Here is a 15,821-nt window from a genome sequence, read left to right as displayed (position 1 = left end):
ATTACTTTTTTCCTTTGCTGCCCTTGCCCAGTTTGCCGAGGTTCTCAAAGCCGTCTATCTTCATATCGCCGGCAATGGAGGCAAGGTCTGAAAGACTGATATCTCCGAAAATGGAAAGCGCCACAAACTCGCTGGTGCTCCCTACCAGCATCACCAGTTCGGCAATATTGCCGTTGGGATGTTCTTTCACCATGAACTTCACGTCTGCTTCCTTGTCCCGCACGGTCATCAATTCTTCCAGGCCGGCGCCCAGGAAGGAAACCGCTTCCTTGAACAGCCGCTGGCCGTCTTTGGCGTCTTCTTTCACCAGTATGCGCATGCCCTTGAGCCGGGAGGCCACGTTCACGATCTTTTTGGCGTCCGGATCGTCCATAGACAGTTTGGAGAACATGCTGAACATTTTGGGGGTGATGTTGATCACCGTAAAGTCAGGATGGTCCTGGTACTTCAGGAAGAACTTGTCTATGGTGCTCTGTGCGGCGGCCAGGTGGCCGGTGCAGAGTACTATCATTAACAGGAAAGCTATCCTTTTCATTTGCTGATATTTATTTCCAAAGCTCCGGGCGGCCGGCGCCATGAAGTTTTTTTAGAATGGCGTTTAATTTCGGTCGGTTTCCAGTATTTCAGTGGCTTCACTGAAATAGCTGAGTTTTTCCATTTGTGTTTTGCCCCTGTTCAGGTTCCGGGAAAGTATCTGCAGTGCTTTCTGCGTTTCCTGGTAAGCCAGTTTGGGATCGTTATACGTATCGCGCATGGCGTACCTGTCTGCGGTCATGTCCCTTTTATGAAGGAACTGGTTCACTGCGTACCCCATGCCTATACCTACCAGCAGTATAGCGGCGTACTTCATCCAGCCGTGCCAGAACGGGCGGATGACCGTGGCAGTTTCCCAGGGGGCCTTTACGTCCGTAAACAGCTCGGGCATGGCATGGCCCTCTCCTTCTGCATGGAAATAGCAGAACAGCGGCGCCGCTTCCTGCAGGTCTGGCGGTAATGTGCCCTCATGAGCGGCATAGAACGCGCGCAGCTGCAATTCTTCATCGGCTGTGGTCTCGCAGGCCCAATACTTTTCCAGCAGGGCGCTGATGTTACTGTATTCCATATACATGCAAATTTTGCAATTGTTCCCGCACCTGTTTTCTGGCCCGGTGCAGGTTTACTTTTACTTCACTCATGTCGATGCCGAGCGTATCTGCAATTTCCTGGTAGCTCAACCCCTCAATATCTCTCAATTGCAGAATGGTCCGGTATTTTTCGGGCAAACGGTAGATCAGTCCGTGTACCCGTTTCATCAGGTCGCTCCGTTCCGTGCTTTGGTGCGGGTTGTGCTGGTGCGCGGCCGGCACTTCCTGCGCACGTTCCAGATCGTCCGTGATCCGGTACTTTTTGCTCTTCAGCTTGTCCAGCGCCAGGTTGCGGGTGATGCGCATACACCACGCTTCCAGGTTCTGCAGTTCGCCCATCTTCTCCCTGTTGTGCCACACTTTCACGAATGCGTCCTGGATAATGTCTTTCGCATCCTCCTCATTGCCCAGCAGCCGCAACGCAAAGCGGAACAGCTTTTGCTTGATGGGCATAATTTGAGCAAGGAATACTTCAGACGACATTTTCAGGTTTTTAATTTGGCGGAAGGAGGCATTCCTTCTAGTGTGTTACAATAAGAAGACGACCCTCCGGAAGGTTTGTTACAAAATAAGAGAAAAAAATTTGAGTTGCCTGTAAATCAGCTACTTAAACGGATGCGGGGATCTATCATGCTGTAGAGCAGGTCTGCCAGCAGGTTAATCAGCACAAATATGCCAGCCGTGAAGAGCACGGCGCCCATCACTACGGGGAAGTCGAATTTTTCCAGTGCGTCTACCGTTACCTTGCCTATCCCCTTCCAGCCAAAAATATACTCCACAAAAAAGGCCCCGGCCAGCAGTTCCGCAAACCAGCCGGTAATGGCCGTGATCACCGGGTTCATGGCGTTGCGCAAGGCATGCCTGTAGAGGATGGTGCGGCCGGAAAGGCCTTTTGCGTAGGCGGTGCGGATATAATCCTGCCCCAGCACGTCCAGCATGGCGCTGCGGGTAAGCTGTACAATAATGGCCAGCGGCCGTATGCCCAGCGTGAGGGCGGGCAGTACCAGGTTGCCCAGGTTGAGCACACGCCCGTTGAAGGGGTCAATATCGTAGAGGCTGCCCGTCATGTGCAGCCCGGTATAGTCTGTCAGCACAAACCCGAACAGGTAGGCCAGCACAATGCCGGTAAAGAACGATGGCGCGGAAATGCCGATCACGCTGGCAAACACAGCGCTGGTATCCATCCAGGTGTTTTGTTTCACGGCGGAGAGCACGCCCAGGGCTATGCCCAATACCGTGGCCAGCAGCATGGCCGCCAAAGCCAATACCAGCGTACCGGGCAGGGCTTCCGTGAGAATTTCCCACACGTCTTTTTTCCCCTGGTAGCTTCTGCGCAGGTACGGCGTTTTGAGCACCAGCGCCTTTTCCCCGCCAACGGAGAACAGGGCCACCCCGTTGAGGGATTCCCGCAGCTCCTGCCGGGTGTGTATGCCTATGGGAGACAGATCGTTCAGGTACAGCAGGAACTGCACGCTCTTGGGTTTGTCCAGGTGCAGCTCCTTGCGCACGTTCTCCAGCGAGGTCACATCTGCCCGCTGCCCCAGCGTGAGCCGCGCGGGGTCTGCCGGCAGCACGTTGAACAGCAGGAAAATAATGATCACTACGCCCAGCAGGACGAGGATGCCGTAGCCCAGTTTTTTAAGGAAGAAGCGCAGCATTTATGATGTTACGGAATATCGTTGTAATGCCATTTGCCCCTGATAACGGCTTTGTCCAGCAGCAGCAGGCAGGGCGTGCTGCGGCCGGCGGTCTTGATGGCGGTGCCGTCCATTTGCAGGAAAGGCATGTCTACGCCCCGGTCTGCCTTGAAGCGGTCTACCGCCGCCTGGTTGGAACTGGTGATGCCGAACACTACGATCTTTCCTTCCTGCTGCTGTTTCAGCAGGGCCTTCACCTTACCTTCCCAGCCCCGGCCGGCCTGGTCCACGTCCCGCACCAGCAGCAGGTAAACGGGGCGCGTTTCTTTCAGCACCGCATCGTTCTGGTTATTGCCGTCAAAGTCTGTGAGTATGAAATCCTTGATGGCCGGTTCCGCATTGCCTTTCCGGAGCAGCTTGTCTTTCCGGTCTACGTACTGCCAGGTAGAGTCCTGCCAGGGATAGTTGTCTGCGGTGAACTCCTGCTGTTTGCCGTCTTTCTCATAGATCAGCACGGTCTCGTACACATCAGGCGTGGAACCGGGCGGCGCTTTCATTTTTTCTTCTATATTGTTGCCCACTTTATAGGGCAGGCAGTCTACAATAGGCAGGTGAGACAGGGTGTACCATTGCAGGGCAACCGGGAACAGTACGGCTAGCACCATAATGGTAATGGTAACAGGTTTGGAAAAAAGCGGTTGTATATGGTTGCGGCAAATGAAGATGACCACTATCATCACCAGCAGTATCACGTCTTTCCAGAAAGACTGTTCCGCCGTGAGCTTGATACAGTCCCCAAAGCAGCCGCATTCCCTGATGAGGCCGCTGAAGAGGGCAAAACCGGTCAGGAAGGTAAAGAACACGATGAGCAGCAACAGCAGCAGCGAAAAAATGCGCATCCGGTAACCCAGCAGCACGGCAAACCCTGCAATGATCTCGAAGGCGTTCATCACCAGGGAGAAAGCGAGGGACAGCGGTACCAGGAAAGGCAGGTGCAGCACTTCAAAAAACTCGTCCATTTTATAGCTCAGGCCCAGCGGATCGTTGGCTTTAATGAGGCCGGAAAAAATGAAAAGTACGCCTACTACCAGGCGGAACAGCATCAGGATTGGTTTCATCATTTGTCTTTTAGCAGTCAGAACGAAACTTGCGCTTCATCCACAATCATTTGTCTTTCCGGCAAAGCTGACGGAGCATGCGTTCTATCAACAATCGTACCTGCGTTCCATCGGCGTTGCAGGCTTCATCCATGTAAAATCGGTAAAAATTACTTTTCGTCCAACAGGACCAGTGCAAAAACCGCATAGTTGACAATATCTACATAGTTGGCGTCTATTCCTTCTGAAATGAGGGTTTGCCCGTTGTTGCGCAAGATCTGTTTGATACGGAGCAGTTTGGTGAGGATGAGGTCTGTGAAAGATTCCCGGCTCAGGTCTCTCCAGGCCTCCCCATAGTCGTGGTTCTTGCTTTCCATCACCTCCTGCACAAAAGCGGCCTTTTCCCGGTAAAGGCGGTCTGCCTCCGCTACCGGCAGGTCCGCATACGGGTTGTCTGCCGGCAGGCCCATCTGTATCAGGGCAATAATGCCATAGTTGATGATGGCGCGGAACTCGCCCGCAATATCATCTTCTACCTTCTGCTGTTTCAGTTCCTGTATGGTGCGGATGCGCTGGGCCTTGATAAACACCTGGTCTGCAATAGACACCGGGCGCAGCACACGCCAGGAGGTACCGTAATCTTTGGTCTTCTTAATAAAAATATCCCTGCATTTTTCGATCACTGCCTGGTATTGTTCCAGTGTTCTGCTCATAATTTGTATTAAATTGCCGGTTCTAGTAGGCAAACCGAATGAAATTCAAAAATACATTATTACATAAAGATTTCACTATCTGTTGCCGCGGAAAGTTGACAGACCTTTCCACGCCCGCTGTGATGGGGATCATCAATATTACGGACGACTCTTTTTATGCCGGCAGCCGCACCCGCGCGCTGCACCAGGTGGTAGAACGCGCCGGGGCCTTGCTGGAGCAGGGCGCCGCTTTCCTGGACATTGGCGCCCAGAGCACCCGGCCCGGTGCGGCCATGGTGGGCGCCGCCGAAGAGGCGGAACGCCTGCTGCCCGCCATCCACGCCATTCTGCACCACTACCCGGAGGCCCTCCTGTCTATAGATACTTTTTACGCCGCCGTGGCGGAAAAATGCGTGCATGCCGGCGCCGCTATTATTAATGATATCAGCGCCGGTGAAATGGATGCCGCCATGCTGGCCACCGCCGCCGCCCTGCAGGTGCCCTACATTGCCATGCACATGCAGGGCACGCCGGCCACCATGCAGCAAAACCCGCAGTACGAAGATGTTACGCGGGAGGTGCTGGACTATTTCATCCACAAGGTGCGGCAATGCCGCGAGGCCGGTATTCATGACGTGATCATAGACCCCGGTTTCGGTTTCGGTAAAACGCTGGCGCACAACCATATGCTCCTGCAGCAGCTGAACATGCTTCACATAGCCGGCGCCCCCGTGCTGGCCGGCGTGTCCCGCAAGTCCATGATATACAAGCTGCTGGGCAATACTCCCGCCGATGCGCTGAACGGCACTACCGTACTGCATACTATGGCCCTGCTGAAAGGCGCGGCCATTCTGCGGGCGCACGATGTGAAAGAGGCCGTGGAATGCGTGCGCATCGTTTCTTATCAGCGTTCTTTACAGCTCTAAGCAATTATTTCTATTTTTACCATATGAAGGATGTATATCAATTTTACGGATTTGAGTTTCGCTGGCTGAACGTAATTGACCTGTTGATCGTAATTTTCCTGGTGATCCAGTTATACCGGCTGCTGAAGGGCAGCCTTGCTTTCAATATCTTTATCGGGCTGCTGATGGTCTACGCGGCGTACTTTGCCGTACGTTCCCTGCAAATGCCCATCCTCACCAATATCCTGGAAAATTTTATTAATGTAGGCCTCATTGCCATCATCATCATTTTTCAGCCTGAGATCAGGAAGTTCCTGCTGGTGCTGGGCAAAAAAACGCCCCTCAGCAAAGACAGCTTTTTCACCAAGCTCTTTTTGCCGGACCGGTTCAAAAGCTACAAGGAGGAAGAGAACATTATCAACGAGCTGATCATTGCCGTCAGCCACATGTCTGCTTCCCAGACCGGCGCGCTCATCGTGATCGCCACCACGTACCGGGTGAAGTTCGACACCGCGTCCAGCATTGCCATAGACGGCAATGTGAGCGCCAAGCTCATAGAAAGCATTTTTGAGAAAAGCAGCCCGCTGCACGACGGGGCGCTGATCATTGTCAGCAACAAGATACTGGCCGCCAAGGTGATACTGCCCGTATCCGAGAACCCCAACCTGCCCACCCGCATCGGCATGCGCCACCGCTCCGCCGTAGGCATTACGGAACATAGCGACAACCTGGCCATCATCGTTTCGGAAGAACGGGGCAGTGTGTCTTACGCCAAAGACGGGCAGCTGGTGCAGAACGTATCGCTCGAAGAGCTGAAGGTGAAGATGTACGAAGTGCTGGTAGACGGGTATTGATGGCGGCTGCATATTGGCAGCGCCCGGTTTTGCCGGACAAATGACGCTCACCGCCATTTGTGGCTGGCGGTACCAGGTTCCTAAAATACAAAGTCCTCCCGTTAGTACGGGAGGATCTATGTTTGGGGGGATGACTCTATTAAAATGACGTTATTCCAGATGAATATCAAGCCGCCGCGCTCCTACCTGCAACACATATGCGCCTGGCGGCAGCGTTCTCACCTGCAGGGTATAAATGCCTTTGCTGTGGCCGCCTTGCAGGGGGATCATTCTCACCGGTTCAAACCCGCTATTGTAAATGGTACATTGCACTACGCTCTTTTCCTGCTCCATTGCCGGAATCCTTATACAGACCTCCCCTTCCTGGGAAGGCAATTGTTGCATGGCAACAGTAACCGGATTCAAAAACAATATAAAACTCCAGATATACATAAGAACCACCTTTTACAGGGACTATTCGCTTTTTGGTTCTTACAGGAAATGATCAAAAGATTGGACACCTCAAATATACAAAAGTATTCAAATCTGATATCCTCAAATTTGTTAACTCGATGTTAACCAGTCAGAAAGCATCTTCAAAATGTGTAACCTCTTCTATGCCAGGGGCCAGGGTAATGGAAATGATATCGAACCGGATATGTTCCGGGCGGAGGGCATGGCGGAGCAGGTACTGGTCTGCCGCGCGCAGCAGCAGTTCCTGCTTCCGGGCATTGACCGCTTCTTCCGGCATGCCGAAGAACTGGGTGCTGCGGGTCTTCACTTCCACGAACACGATGGTGTTGCCCTGGCGGGCAATGATGTCTATTTCCTTTTTACCGGAAGTCCAGTTGGTGTGCAATAATTCGTACTGTTTCCGCTGCAGGTAGGCGGCGGCCATTTGCTCGCCCTTTTTGCCCAGGTCGTGATGAGATGCCATCTGATTTGTCTATTTTTACGGCTTAACAATGGAAAAGATGCAACGCTCAAAGGTATTTTATCTCAAAGGAAAGGTACAACATTATGCCTGGGGAGGATATTCCTACATCCCGGAAATGCTGGGGCAGCCGGTAACAGACCAGCCGGCCGCGGAATACTGGATGGGCGCCCACCAGAGCGCTCCCTCCGAGCTGGAAACGCCGCAGGCGCCGGTTTTGCTGAATGATTATATTGCCGCCGCCCCCGCGGAGATACTGGGGCCCGCGGCCGCCGCGCGGTTCGGGGAGCTGCCCTACCTGTTCAAGATACTGGATGTTAAAGACATGTTGTCCATACAGGTACACCCCACCAAGGCCGAAGCAGAGAAAGGTTTTGCCCGGGAGAACGAGGCCGGCATTCCCCTGAACGCCCCCTACCGCAATTATAAAGATGCCAACCACAAGCCCGAGATCATGGTAGCGCTCAGCGAGTTCTGGCTGCTGCACGGTTTTTTGCCGGAAGAACAGCTCACGGCCGTACTGCAGCAGGTGCCGGAGCTGCGCTCACTGGCAGGCATCTACGAAAAAGAAGGCTACTTCGGATTATACAAGACCGTGATGGAAATGCCGCAGGAGCAGGTAAATGCCACGCTGCGCCCGCTGGCAGACAGGATATTGCCAGACTACCGGGCAGGCCGGCTGGAAAAAAGGGAGCCCGCCTTCTGGGCCGCCCGCGCCATAGACAATGACCCGGCCGGGCTGGAGCGGCTGGACAGGGGTATTTTCTCTATTTACTTTTTCAACATCGTATACGCGGCCCCCGGAGAAGCCATTTTCCAGGACGCGGGCATCCCCCACGCCTACCTGGAAGGCCAGAACGCGGAGCTGATGGCCAATTCAGACAACGTATTGCGTGGCGGCCTCACGCCCAAGCATGTAGACGTGCCGGAGTTGCTGAAGCACACCCGTTTTGAGGCCGTGCGTCCCCACATCCTGAAAGGCGAGCCCGTTCACAACGGGCAGGAGCACCTTTACCCCACGCCCGCCCCTGACTTTGTGATCAGCACCATTCTGCTGCAGCCCGGCCAGGTGTACGAGCATACCGCCACCGCGCCTGAAACGTGGATAGTGCAGAGCGGAGAAGGCATGGTGAACGGCCTGGCCCTGCGCCGCGGCATCTCCATATTTGTAGCTTGCGGCGAAAGCTACAGCATCACCGCCGGCGCAGAGCTGGTAATCTTTAAAGCGTCTATCCCTTAATTGATTATATTTGTACTGTTAAATGCAGCATCTGTTATGAAGAAAGAAACATTATCGAACATTACGCTCATTGCAGCGCTCATCTTCCTGACCACCTTGTGCCGCCTCCTCACCAACCAGATGGCCATCTACAATTTTACGGCCATTGGCGCGGGCGCCCTGTTTGCAGGCGTGGTGCTGAAGGATAAGAAATACGCGTACATTGTGCCGCTGGCGGCGCTGATACTGAGCGATGTGTTCTTCCAGTTGTTTACGGACATCCCGGGTTTCTACGGCGGCGAAATGCTTTTCGTATACGGCGGCTTTGTGCTGATCACCTTCATGGGCACCCGCATCCGGAAACCGAAAGCCGGCAACATTTTCCTGGCTTCCATTGCTTCCGGCCTGGTATTTTACCTGATGTCCAACCTGGGCACCTTCCTGTTCCGGGACATGTACCCCCACACTTTCAGCGGCCTGCTGGCCTGCTACTGGGCGGCTGTTCCGTTCTACAAGAACGAACTGTTCGGCAGCTTTTTCCTGAACACCATTATGGGCAACGTGTTTTACACCGCCCTGCTGTTCGGCGCCTATGCCGTGCTGAAACCGGTGTTCGTGAAACAACATGCCGCTGAACGGCAGCTGGCCTGATCCAAATAAAATCGTTAAATTAAAAGGCTGCCGGTTGGCAGCCTTTTTTCATTCATCCTTTACCGCTATGAAACATTATTTTATCCTTCTTTCCTCCCTCCTGCTGTTCACCGCGGCCACGGCCCAGGAACGGCAGCAACCCGTGTTCGTCGGCAAGGACAGGCAATTTGAAAAATTTGCCAACAATCACTTCAGAGTGCCGCCACAGCTGACGGAAACCATGGGTCAAACCTGCGATACGCTCAGGCTGTTATTTTCTTTTGTGGTGAATAAAGACGGCCGTGCAGACAGCCTGTTTTTCCATGAGTGTACATCTCACCACCTGGAAAATGAAGTACGGCGTTTTATGGCCAGGCAGGAAAACACATGGCAGCCTTCTCTGGAGAACGGCCAGCCAGTTAGCTCAGCCCCTCTTTACATGGGACTGTTTGTGATAAGCGACGAATGTGAAACGAACAAACGGGGGTCGGCGGCCCTGAACAGGAACTACTTCTGGAACTACCCCCATAAAAAACTGCCCAACTGGCGGGAAGGCAGCATAGTATTTAAAACGATGGAATCGATATTTTACGGCGCCATTCCCCGCAGCATTACGGCAGCTCCCACCCCGTCAAAGCCCGTACCCAGATAGTTCCACCAGCTTCTTAATATCAAGGATAATGATCTTCCTCCCCTTTGTGGCCAGGATGCCTTCCGTTTTGAACTCTTTCAGGAAACGCACCACGTTCTCGTTGCCCGTGCCCACCATGTTGGCCAGGTCGTGACGGGAAACGTTCACCACCACCTCCCCTGCCGCGGCGCCTTCTTCCTTGAACTTTTCCCGGAGCACTATCAGCGCAATGGCCAGCCGCTCCTTTACAGACCGGGTGGCAAACACGGAAATGCTGTTGGTCAGCACTGTAAATTCATGGCTGAGGGTTTTGAGCAGCCGCTGGGGCAGCACCGCCGATCTTTCCAGCACATGTAAAAAGTCTTCTTTCGAAATAAAGGAGATCACGCTTTTTTCCAGCGTGGCCGCGGAATCCGGGTAGCGTTCCCCGGCCAGCACGGCATGGTAGCCGATCAGCTCTCCCGAGTTGGCCACGTAAATGATCTGCTCCTTCCCGTCCCGCCCCATCTTGTATTTTTTCACTTTCCCCTGCCTGATGAAGAGGATGCCGCCCGGCAGCGTGCCTTCGCGGAACAATACTTCCCCCTTCCCGTACTCCTGCTCGTACATATGCGCACAAAGCTCCTCATACTCTTCTGGCGGAAGGTTGTTCAGAACAGACTGTGATGTAAAGTTCCACTTGTCAATCGGGAACAGGCCGGATAAACTCATATCGTAACAATGTGACTGTCAAAAATTGACATTTTGCAGTTTTTAACCTGCAATAGTGCAGTTTTTTACGCTGTTCCCAAAGGTACTTTTGTACCGCGAAACAATCAACAATTTCACCGCGTATTCATTTATGGACCTTTCTTCCCTGAAGCCGGCCTTATTCACGAACAACACCGCATTTGACTGGCTCTACCCGGAAAGGGTGCAGCAATTGTCCAGGCGGCACTGGACGCCCATCAGCATAGCCCGGCAGGCAGCGCGTTTCCTGGCAGACGCTCCCGGCAAACGGGTGCTTGACATTGGCAGCGGCGTGGGCAAATTTTGCCTGGTAGGCGCCCACTACTGCCCCGAGGCCGTTTTTTACGGCGTGGAGCAACGGCCGGAGCTGTACCACTACGCCCAGGCCGCCAAGCTGGCCGTTCAGAAAAACAACGCCCACTTCATTCATGCCAACTTCACCGAGCTGAGCTTTGACGATTTTGACAGCTTCTATTTTTATAATGCCTTCTTCGAGAACCTGGACGATGACGACCGCATAGATCACCAGATCGAATACTCCGTCAGCCTGTACACCTACTACACCCGGTACCTGTACAAGATGCTGGACAGCAGGCCCTCCGGCACGCGCCTCGTCACCTTTCACAGCTTTGAAGAAGAAGTGCCGCCCAGCTACCAGACCGTACAAATATCCGATGACCTGATGCTAAAAATGTGGATCAAAAGATGAGCAATACAAAACCAGCTTGCAAGCAAAGAAAAAGCAGCTTCCTGGCCAGCCTGCTGCTGAACAAATGCCCCCGCTGCCGCAAGGGAGAGCTGTTCAGCAACAAAAACCCTTACCGGCTGGGCAAGGTGTTCGACATGCACAAAAAATGCCCCTGCTGCGGCCAGCCTACTGAACTGGAGCCCGGTTTCTGGTACGGCACCGGCTACGTCAGTTACGTGCTCTGCGTGGCCATTTCCGTTTTTAACCTGGCCTGGTACTGGCTGTTCATCGGTTTAAGCTGGAAAGACAACAGCATTTTTTACTGGCTCGGGATCAATACGTTCTTCCTGACAGTGGCCATGCCGGTGCTCATCCGTTTATCCCGCACCCTCTACCTGAGCTTCTTTGTTTACTACGATGAAGAAACTGAAAAATTATAAGGCCCTGCAGCTTTCCGGCCACCTGCTGGAGCCGTACAAGGGCTACACGCAGGCGCAGTTCCTGAGGGACCTGCTGGCCGGGCTCATTGTAGGCGTAGTGGCCCTGCCGCTGGCCATTGCGTTTGCCATTGCCTCCGGCGTATCTCCCGAAAAGGGGCTGTACACCGCTATCATCGGCGGTTTTATTATTTCCGCCTTCGGCGGCAGCCGCGTGCAGATAGGCGGGCCTACCGGCGCTTTCATTGTAATAGTATATGGCATTGTGCAGGAAAGCGGCGTGAGCGGGCTGATCATTGCCACGTTTATTGCCGGCATTTTGCTGATAGCCATGGGCGTGGCAAAGCTGGGCAGCGTGATCAAGTATATTCCCCATCCGCTGGTGGTGGGGTTCACCACGGGCATTGCCGTTATTATCTTTTCCTCGCAGCTCAAAGACTTTTTCGGGCTGCAGGTAGCGCAGGTACCGGCAGACTTTTTCGGCAAATGGGAAGCGTACGCCGGCAGCTTTCACACCATCAGCCTGCCCGCCACCGCGCTGGCCGCGGGCACCATACTCATTATGCTGTTCTTCCCCCGCATTACGCGGGCGGTGCCCGGTTCCCTGGTGGCCATAGTGGTGACCACGCTGGCGGTACATTTGCTGGACCTGCGGGTGGAGACCATTGGCAGCCGCTTCGGCAACATCCCTTCCACCTTCCCCGCCCCTTCCTTTCCGCATATAGACTGGCAAACCATCAGGAACACCATTCAGCCCGCCGTGGCCATTGCGTTGCTGGGCGGCATAGAGTCCCTGCTATCCGCGGTAGTGGCAGACGGGATGACGGGCGGCAACCATAAAAGCAACAAGGAACTGATCGCCCAGGGCGCGGCCAACGTCACCTCCGCGCTGTTTGGCGGCATCCCCGCCACGGGCGCCATTGCCCGCACCGCCACCAATATCAAGAGCGGCGGGCGCACCCCCGTTGCCGGGATCGTACACGCCCTTACGCTGCTGGTGATCATGCTGGTAGCGGGCCAATGGGCCACCCTCATTCCCATGAGCTGCCTGGCCGGCATACTGGTCATAGTGGCCTACAACATGAGCGAGATGGATACCTTCATTCATATTGCCCGCGGCCCCCGGGGCGATGCGGCGGTACTGCTCACCACCTTTCTGCTCACCGTAGCCTTTGACCTCATCATTGCCATTGAAGTGGGCATGGTGCTGGCCACCTTTCTCTTCATGCGCAGCATGATACAGATCAGCGATGTGAGCCTGCTGCTGAAAGGCCGGCAGGACAATGGCGCCGCCACCCACGCCAGCGTGCCCGCCGGCGTGGAAATATTCGAGCTGAACGGCCCGCTTTTTTTCGGCGCCGCCTACAAGTTCAAAGATTCTATCAGGCTGGTGGAGAAGAAACCGAAAGTGCTGATCGTCAAAATGCAGAAAGTACCGATCATAGATGCTACCGGCCTGCAAACCATCAAAGACCTGGTGCGCACCTGTTACCGGGACAACATCCGGCTGGTGGTGTCCGGGCTACAGCCGCAGGTGTACGATACTTTGAAGAAAAGCCGCCTGCTGTTCCGCATCGGCAAGCGGTATATAGTGCCAGACCTGCCGGCCGCCCTGGTGCTGGCGGAGCGGGTGCTGGAAGAGGAGGGATAAGCAGGTTATACTTCCATTTGCAGGAACCAGTAATTCCGGAGCGGGTGTTGGAAGAGGAAGGATAAGACAGGTTATACTTCCATTTGCAGGAACCAGTAATTCCGGAGCGGGTGCTGGAAGAGGAAGGATAAGACAGGTTACGCCCCCATCTGCAAAAACCAGTAATTTTCGTGCTTTATTTTTGTAAATGCCGGTACGCTAACAGGCTCCGCAAATAGCGGGCAATCTGTTACCATGGTGTGGAACTCGCCGTTTTCGCCGCATACGTCCACTCCTTTCTCTTCCAGTTCGGCTATCAGCGCATCGTCCATCATTCTTCCCAGGAAACTTTCGCCAAGGTGGCTGTTGCAGGAAACGATCATGCACCGGATGCCTTCCTGCAGCATGCGGTACACCAGCGCCTTCCGCTCCTGTTGCCAGAGCGGCAGCAGGGCTTTGAGACCGGCCGCGGCGCAAACTTTTTCCTCCCAGGTGCGGTGCGCCTGCAGGTCTATATCCCCAAACACTACTACCTGCGCCGCGTGGGCGGCGGCAGCGCTTTGCAGGGCGTTGATGAAGTTTTGTTCATAATGTTCCCAGCTGCTGGCAACGGTATGCAGCGGCAGGTCCATGGCGCGGGCCTGTTGTTGCAGTAGCCATTCGGGGAGGCCGTGAGAGCGGGATATGCGGCCGTTCTCATTGAGCACGTTCAGCAGCGCCACAGGGCTGTGGCCTTGCTGAATGGCCTGCATGAGGGCAAAACAGCTGTCTTTCCCCCCGCTCCAGGAGGCGATCATATTAATCATCGAGTTTCAATACGGCGAGGAAGGCTTCCTGCGGTACTTCTACGTTGCCGATCTGGCGCATGCGTTTTTTCCCTTCCTTCTGTTTTTCCAGCAGCTTGCGTTTACGGGAAATATCGCCGCCGTAACATTTGGCGGTAACATCTTTACGCATGGCGCTGATGTTTTCCCGCGCCACAATTTTAGCGCCGATGGCGGCCTGTATGGCAATGAGGAATTGCTGGCGGGGCAGCAGTTCTTTCAGCTTTTCGCACAGCTTGCGGCCAAAGTCGGACGCGCGGCCGCGGTGAATAAGGGCGCTGAGGGCGTCTACCTTTTCACTGTTCAGCAGGATGTCCATCTTCACAATATCACTGTCGCGGAAGCCGATGGGGGTATAGTCGAAAGACGCGTAGCCGCGCGTCTGGCTTTTCAGTTTGTCGTAGAAGTCGAACACGATTTCCGTGAGCGGCAGCTCGAACATCAGCTCCACGCGGGTGGTGGTAAGGTAGCTCTGGTTGAGCAGGATGCCGCGTTTGCCCAGGCAAAGCGTCATGATGTTGCCGATGTATTCTGGCTTGGTGATGATCTGCGCGCGGATGAACGGCTCCTCAATGCGCTCCAGCTTGGTGGGGTCCGGCATTTCGGAGGGGTTGTTCACCTGTATCACTTTGTCTTTTGTGTCATACGCAATAAAACCCACGTTGGGCACGGTGGTGATCACCGTCTGGTTGAACTCCCTTTCCAGCCGCTCCTGGATGATCTCCATGTGCAGCATGCCCAGGAAGCCGCAGCGGAAACCGAAGCCCAGCGCCTGGGAGGTTTCCAGCTCGTAGGTGAGCGAAGCATCGTTCAGTTGCAGCTTGTCCATACAGTCCCGCAGCTCCTCAAAGTCTTCCGTTACCACCGGGAAGATACCGGCAAATACCATGGGCTTCACTTCCTCAAAACCCTGGATGGCCTCTTTGCAGGGGTTGTTGGCCAGGGTGATGGTATCCCCTACTTTCACTTCCTTGGCATTTTTGATGCCGGTAATGATGTAGCCCACATCTCCCGCAAATACCTGGTTCTTCGGTTCCAGCCCCAGTTTGAGAATGCCCACTTCCGCCGCTTCATATTCTTCCCCGGTATTCACAAAACGGATCTTGTCACCCTTGCGGATGGAGCCGTTGTATATCCTGAAATAGGCAATGATGCCGCGGAAGGAATTGAACACGCTGTCAAAGATGAGCGCTTGCAGCGGCTCGTCCACATTGCCTTTGGGGGCGGGTATGCGGGTTACGATGGCTTCCAGTATTTCTTCAATGCCGATGCCGGACTTGCCGGACGCCAGCAGGATGTCTTCGTCTTTTACCCCTATCAGCTCAATGATCTGGTCTTTTACCTCCTCGATCATGGCGCCGGCCATATCTATCTTATTGATAACGGGGATGATCTCCAGGTCGTTGTCAAGCGCCAGGTACAGGTTGGAAATGGTCTGCGCCTGTATGCCCTGGGCGGCGTCTACCAGCAGCAGGGCGCCTTCACAGGCGGCCAGCGCGCGGGACACTTCGTAAGAGAAATCTACGTGGCCGGGGGTGTCTATGAGGTTAAAAGTATACTCCTGCCCGTCTTTGGCTTTATAGTTCATCTGGATGGCGTGGCTCTTGATGGTGATGCCTTTTTCCCTTTCCAGGTCCATATCGTCCAGCACCTGGGCTTGCATGTCCCGGTCTGAAATGGTTTTGGTGAACTCCAAGAGACGGTCTGCCAGGGTACTTTTACCGTGGTCAATGTGTGCAATGATGCAAAAATTCCGGATATTCTTCATATATAAACTCCTAAGGTTCCTGCGTTCCTAGGCTCCGGGCGCT

General features: G+C 54.3%; 19 protein-coding genes. 8 read left to right on the top strand and 11 right to left on the bottom strand.

The features are described from left to right. Position 1 precedes the first annotated feature (1 nt). From D3A97_RS22275 to D3A97_RS22250, 6 genes are all read right to left on the bottom strand, one after another. Complete coding sequence (locus D3A97_RS22275) at positions 2–535, bottom strand: DUF4252 domain-containing protein (protein ID WP_157986698.1); 534 nt, start codon at positions 533–535, stop codon at positions 2–4. 63 nt (positions 536–598) lie between these two features. After that, positions 599–1,102 (bottom strand): PG0215 family putative anti-sigma factor, encoded by a 504-nt coding sequence (locus D3A97_RS22270; RefSeq protein WP_119080778.1) that lies wholly within the window; start codon positions 1,100–1,102, stop codon positions 599–601. Beyond that, positions 1,089–1,577: a GFO_1088 family ECF-type sigma factor gene (locus D3A97_RS22265; RefSeq protein ID WP_232826049.1), complete on the bottom strand. Its 489-nt coding sequence runs from the start codon at positions 1,575–1,577 to the stop codon at positions 1,089–1,091. Before D3A97_RS22265 ends, D3A97_RS22270 begins: the two co-directional genes overlap by 14 nt. 146 nt (positions 1,578–1,723) lie before the next feature. Then, positions 1,724–2,782, bottom strand: coding sequence for an ABC transporter permease (locus D3A97_RS22260; protein WP_119080776.1), 1,059 nt, complete (start codon positions 2,780–2,782; stop codon positions 1,724–1,726). 8 nt (positions 2,783–2,790) lie between these two features. Then, positions 2,791–3,879: a BT_3928 family protein gene (locus D3A97_RS22255; RefSeq protein WP_119081004.1), complete on the bottom strand. Its 1,089-nt coding sequence runs from the start codon at positions 3,877–3,879 to the stop codon at positions 2,791–2,793. 149 nt (positions 3,880–4,028) lie between these two features. Next, positions 4,029–4,571: a DUF1599 domain-containing protein gene (locus D3A97_RS22250; RefSeq protein WP_119080775.1), complete on the bottom strand. Its 543-nt coding sequence runs from the start codon at positions 4,569–4,571 to the stop codon at positions 4,029–4,031. 38 nt (positions 4,572–4,609) lie between these two features. Here D3A97_RS22250 and folP point away from each other — a divergent pair, with 38 nt between their 5' ends. Both folP and D3A97_RS22240 read left to right on the top strand, forming a co-directional pair. Further along, positions 4,610–5,476 (top strand): dihydropteroate synthase, encoded by an 867-nt coding sequence (folP, locus tag D3A97_RS22245; RefSeq protein WP_119080774.1) that lies wholly within the window; start codon positions 4,610–4,612, stop codon positions 5,474–5,476. Between the two features lie 23 nt (positions 5,477–5,499). Then, complete coding sequence (locus D3A97_RS22240) at positions 5,500–6,309, top strand: diadenylate cyclase (protein WP_157986697.1); 810 nt, start codon at positions 5,500–5,502, stop codon at positions 6,307–6,309. Positions 6,310–6,459: 150 nt separating this feature from the next. On the opposite strand, the gene D3A97_RS22235 is transcribed toward D3A97_RS22240, so the two are convergent. Together D3A97_RS22235 and D3A97_RS22230 are read right to left on the bottom strand one after the other, a co-directional pair. Next, on the bottom strand, positions 6,460–6,642 hold the full coding sequence (locus D3A97_RS22235; RefSeq protein ID WP_157986696.1) for a hypothetical protein: 183 nt from the start codon (positions 6,640–6,642) through the stop codon (positions 6,460–6,462). 229 nt (positions 6,643–6,871) lie between these two features. Next, the gene (locus D3A97_RS22230; RefSeq protein WP_119080771.1) at positions 6,872–7,225 is read right to left on the bottom strand and encodes a YraN family protein; all 354 of its coding nucleotides are present in this window, start codon (positions 7,223–7,225) and stop codon (positions 6,872–6,874) included. Positions 7,226–7,262: 37 nt separating this feature from the next. On the opposite strand from D3A97_RS22230, the gene manA reads away from it, so the two are divergent. From manA to D3A97_RS22215, 3 genes are all read left to right on the top strand, one after another. Continuing rightward, the gene (manA, locus tag D3A97_RS22225) at positions 7,263–8,462 is read left to right on the top strand and encodes a mannose-6-phosphate isomerase, class I (RefSeq protein WP_119081003.1); all 1,200 of its coding nucleotides are present in this window, start codon (positions 7,263–7,265) and stop codon (positions 8,460–8,462) included. A gap of 36 nt (positions 8,463–8,498) precedes the next feature. Beyond that, positions 8,499–9,092 (top strand): DUF6580 family putative transport protein, encoded by a 594-nt coding sequence (locus D3A97_RS22220; RefSeq protein ID WP_119080770.1) that lies wholly within the window; start codon positions 8,499–8,501, stop codon positions 9,090–9,092. Positions 9,093–9,159: 67 nt separating this feature from the next. Next, positions 9,160–9,723, top strand: a complete 564-nt coding sequence (locus D3A97_RS22215) for a hypothetical protein (RefSeq protein ID WP_119080769.1) — start codon at positions 9,160–9,162, stop codon at positions 9,721–9,723. On the opposite strand, the gene D3A97_RS22210 is transcribed toward D3A97_RS22215, so the two are convergent. Continuing rightward, positions 9,703–10,413: a Crp/Fnr family transcriptional regulator gene (locus tag D3A97_RS22210; protein WP_119080768.1), complete on the bottom strand. Its 711-nt coding sequence runs from the start codon at positions 10,411–10,413 to the stop codon at positions 9,703–9,705. The two genes, D3A97_RS22215 and D3A97_RS22210, sit on opposite strands and share 21 nt — an antisense overlap. Before the next feature lie 88 nt (positions 10,414–10,501). Here D3A97_RS22210 and D3A97_RS22205 point away from each other — a divergent pair, with 88 nt between their 5' ends. Genes D3A97_RS22205 through D3A97_RS22195 form a run of 3 tightly spaced genes read left to right on the top strand, consistent with a single transcriptional unit; the run spans position 10,502 to position 13,207 of the window. After that, positions 10,502–11,140 carry a class I SAM-dependent methyltransferase gene (locus D3A97_RS22205; RefSeq protein ID WP_157986695.1) on the top strand — a complete coding sequence of 213 codons (639 nt, stop codon included), beginning with the start codon at positions 10,502–10,504 and terminating at the stop codon, positions 11,138–11,140. Further along, positions 11,137–11,559: a DUF983 domain-containing protein gene (locus D3A97_RS22200; protein ID WP_119080766.1), complete on the top strand. Its 423-nt coding sequence runs from the start codon at positions 11,137–11,139 to the stop codon at positions 11,557–11,559. The genes D3A97_RS22205 and D3A97_RS22200 overlap by 4 nt, the downstream gene beginning before the upstream one ends. Further along, positions 11,537–13,207 (top strand): SulP family inorganic anion transporter, encoded by a 1,671-nt coding sequence (locus tag D3A97_RS22195; RefSeq protein WP_119080765.1) that lies wholly within the window; start codon positions 11,537–11,539, stop codon positions 13,205–13,207. The genes D3A97_RS22200 and D3A97_RS22195 overlap by 23 nt, the downstream gene beginning before the upstream one ends. A 137-nt stretch (positions 13,208–13,344) precedes the next feature. Here D3A97_RS22195 and D3A97_RS22190 read toward each other — a convergent pair whose 3' ends face one another. Both D3A97_RS22190 and lepA read right to left on the bottom strand, forming a co-directional pair. Next, entirely contained in the window at positions 13,345–13,983 is a 639-nt protein-coding gene (locus D3A97_RS22190; RefSeq protein WP_198674133.1) for a Dph6-related ATP pyrophosphatase, read from the bottom strand. Position 13,984: 1 nt separating this feature from the next. Continuing rightward, positions 13,985–15,778 (bottom strand): translation elongation factor 4, encoded by a 1,794-nt coding sequence (gene lepA, locus D3A97_RS22185; RefSeq protein ID WP_119080763.1) that lies wholly within the window; start codon positions 15,776–15,778, stop codon positions 13,985–13,987. Between the last annotated feature and the right edge of the window lie 43 nt (positions 15,779–15,821).

This window comes from Chitinophaga alhagiae, assembly GCF_003568665.1.
GTDB lineage: Bacteria > Bacteroidota > Bacteroidia > Chitinophagales > Chitinophagaceae > Chitinophaga > Chitinophaga alhagiae.
This window is presented reverse-complemented; position numbering and strand designations above follow the sequence as displayed.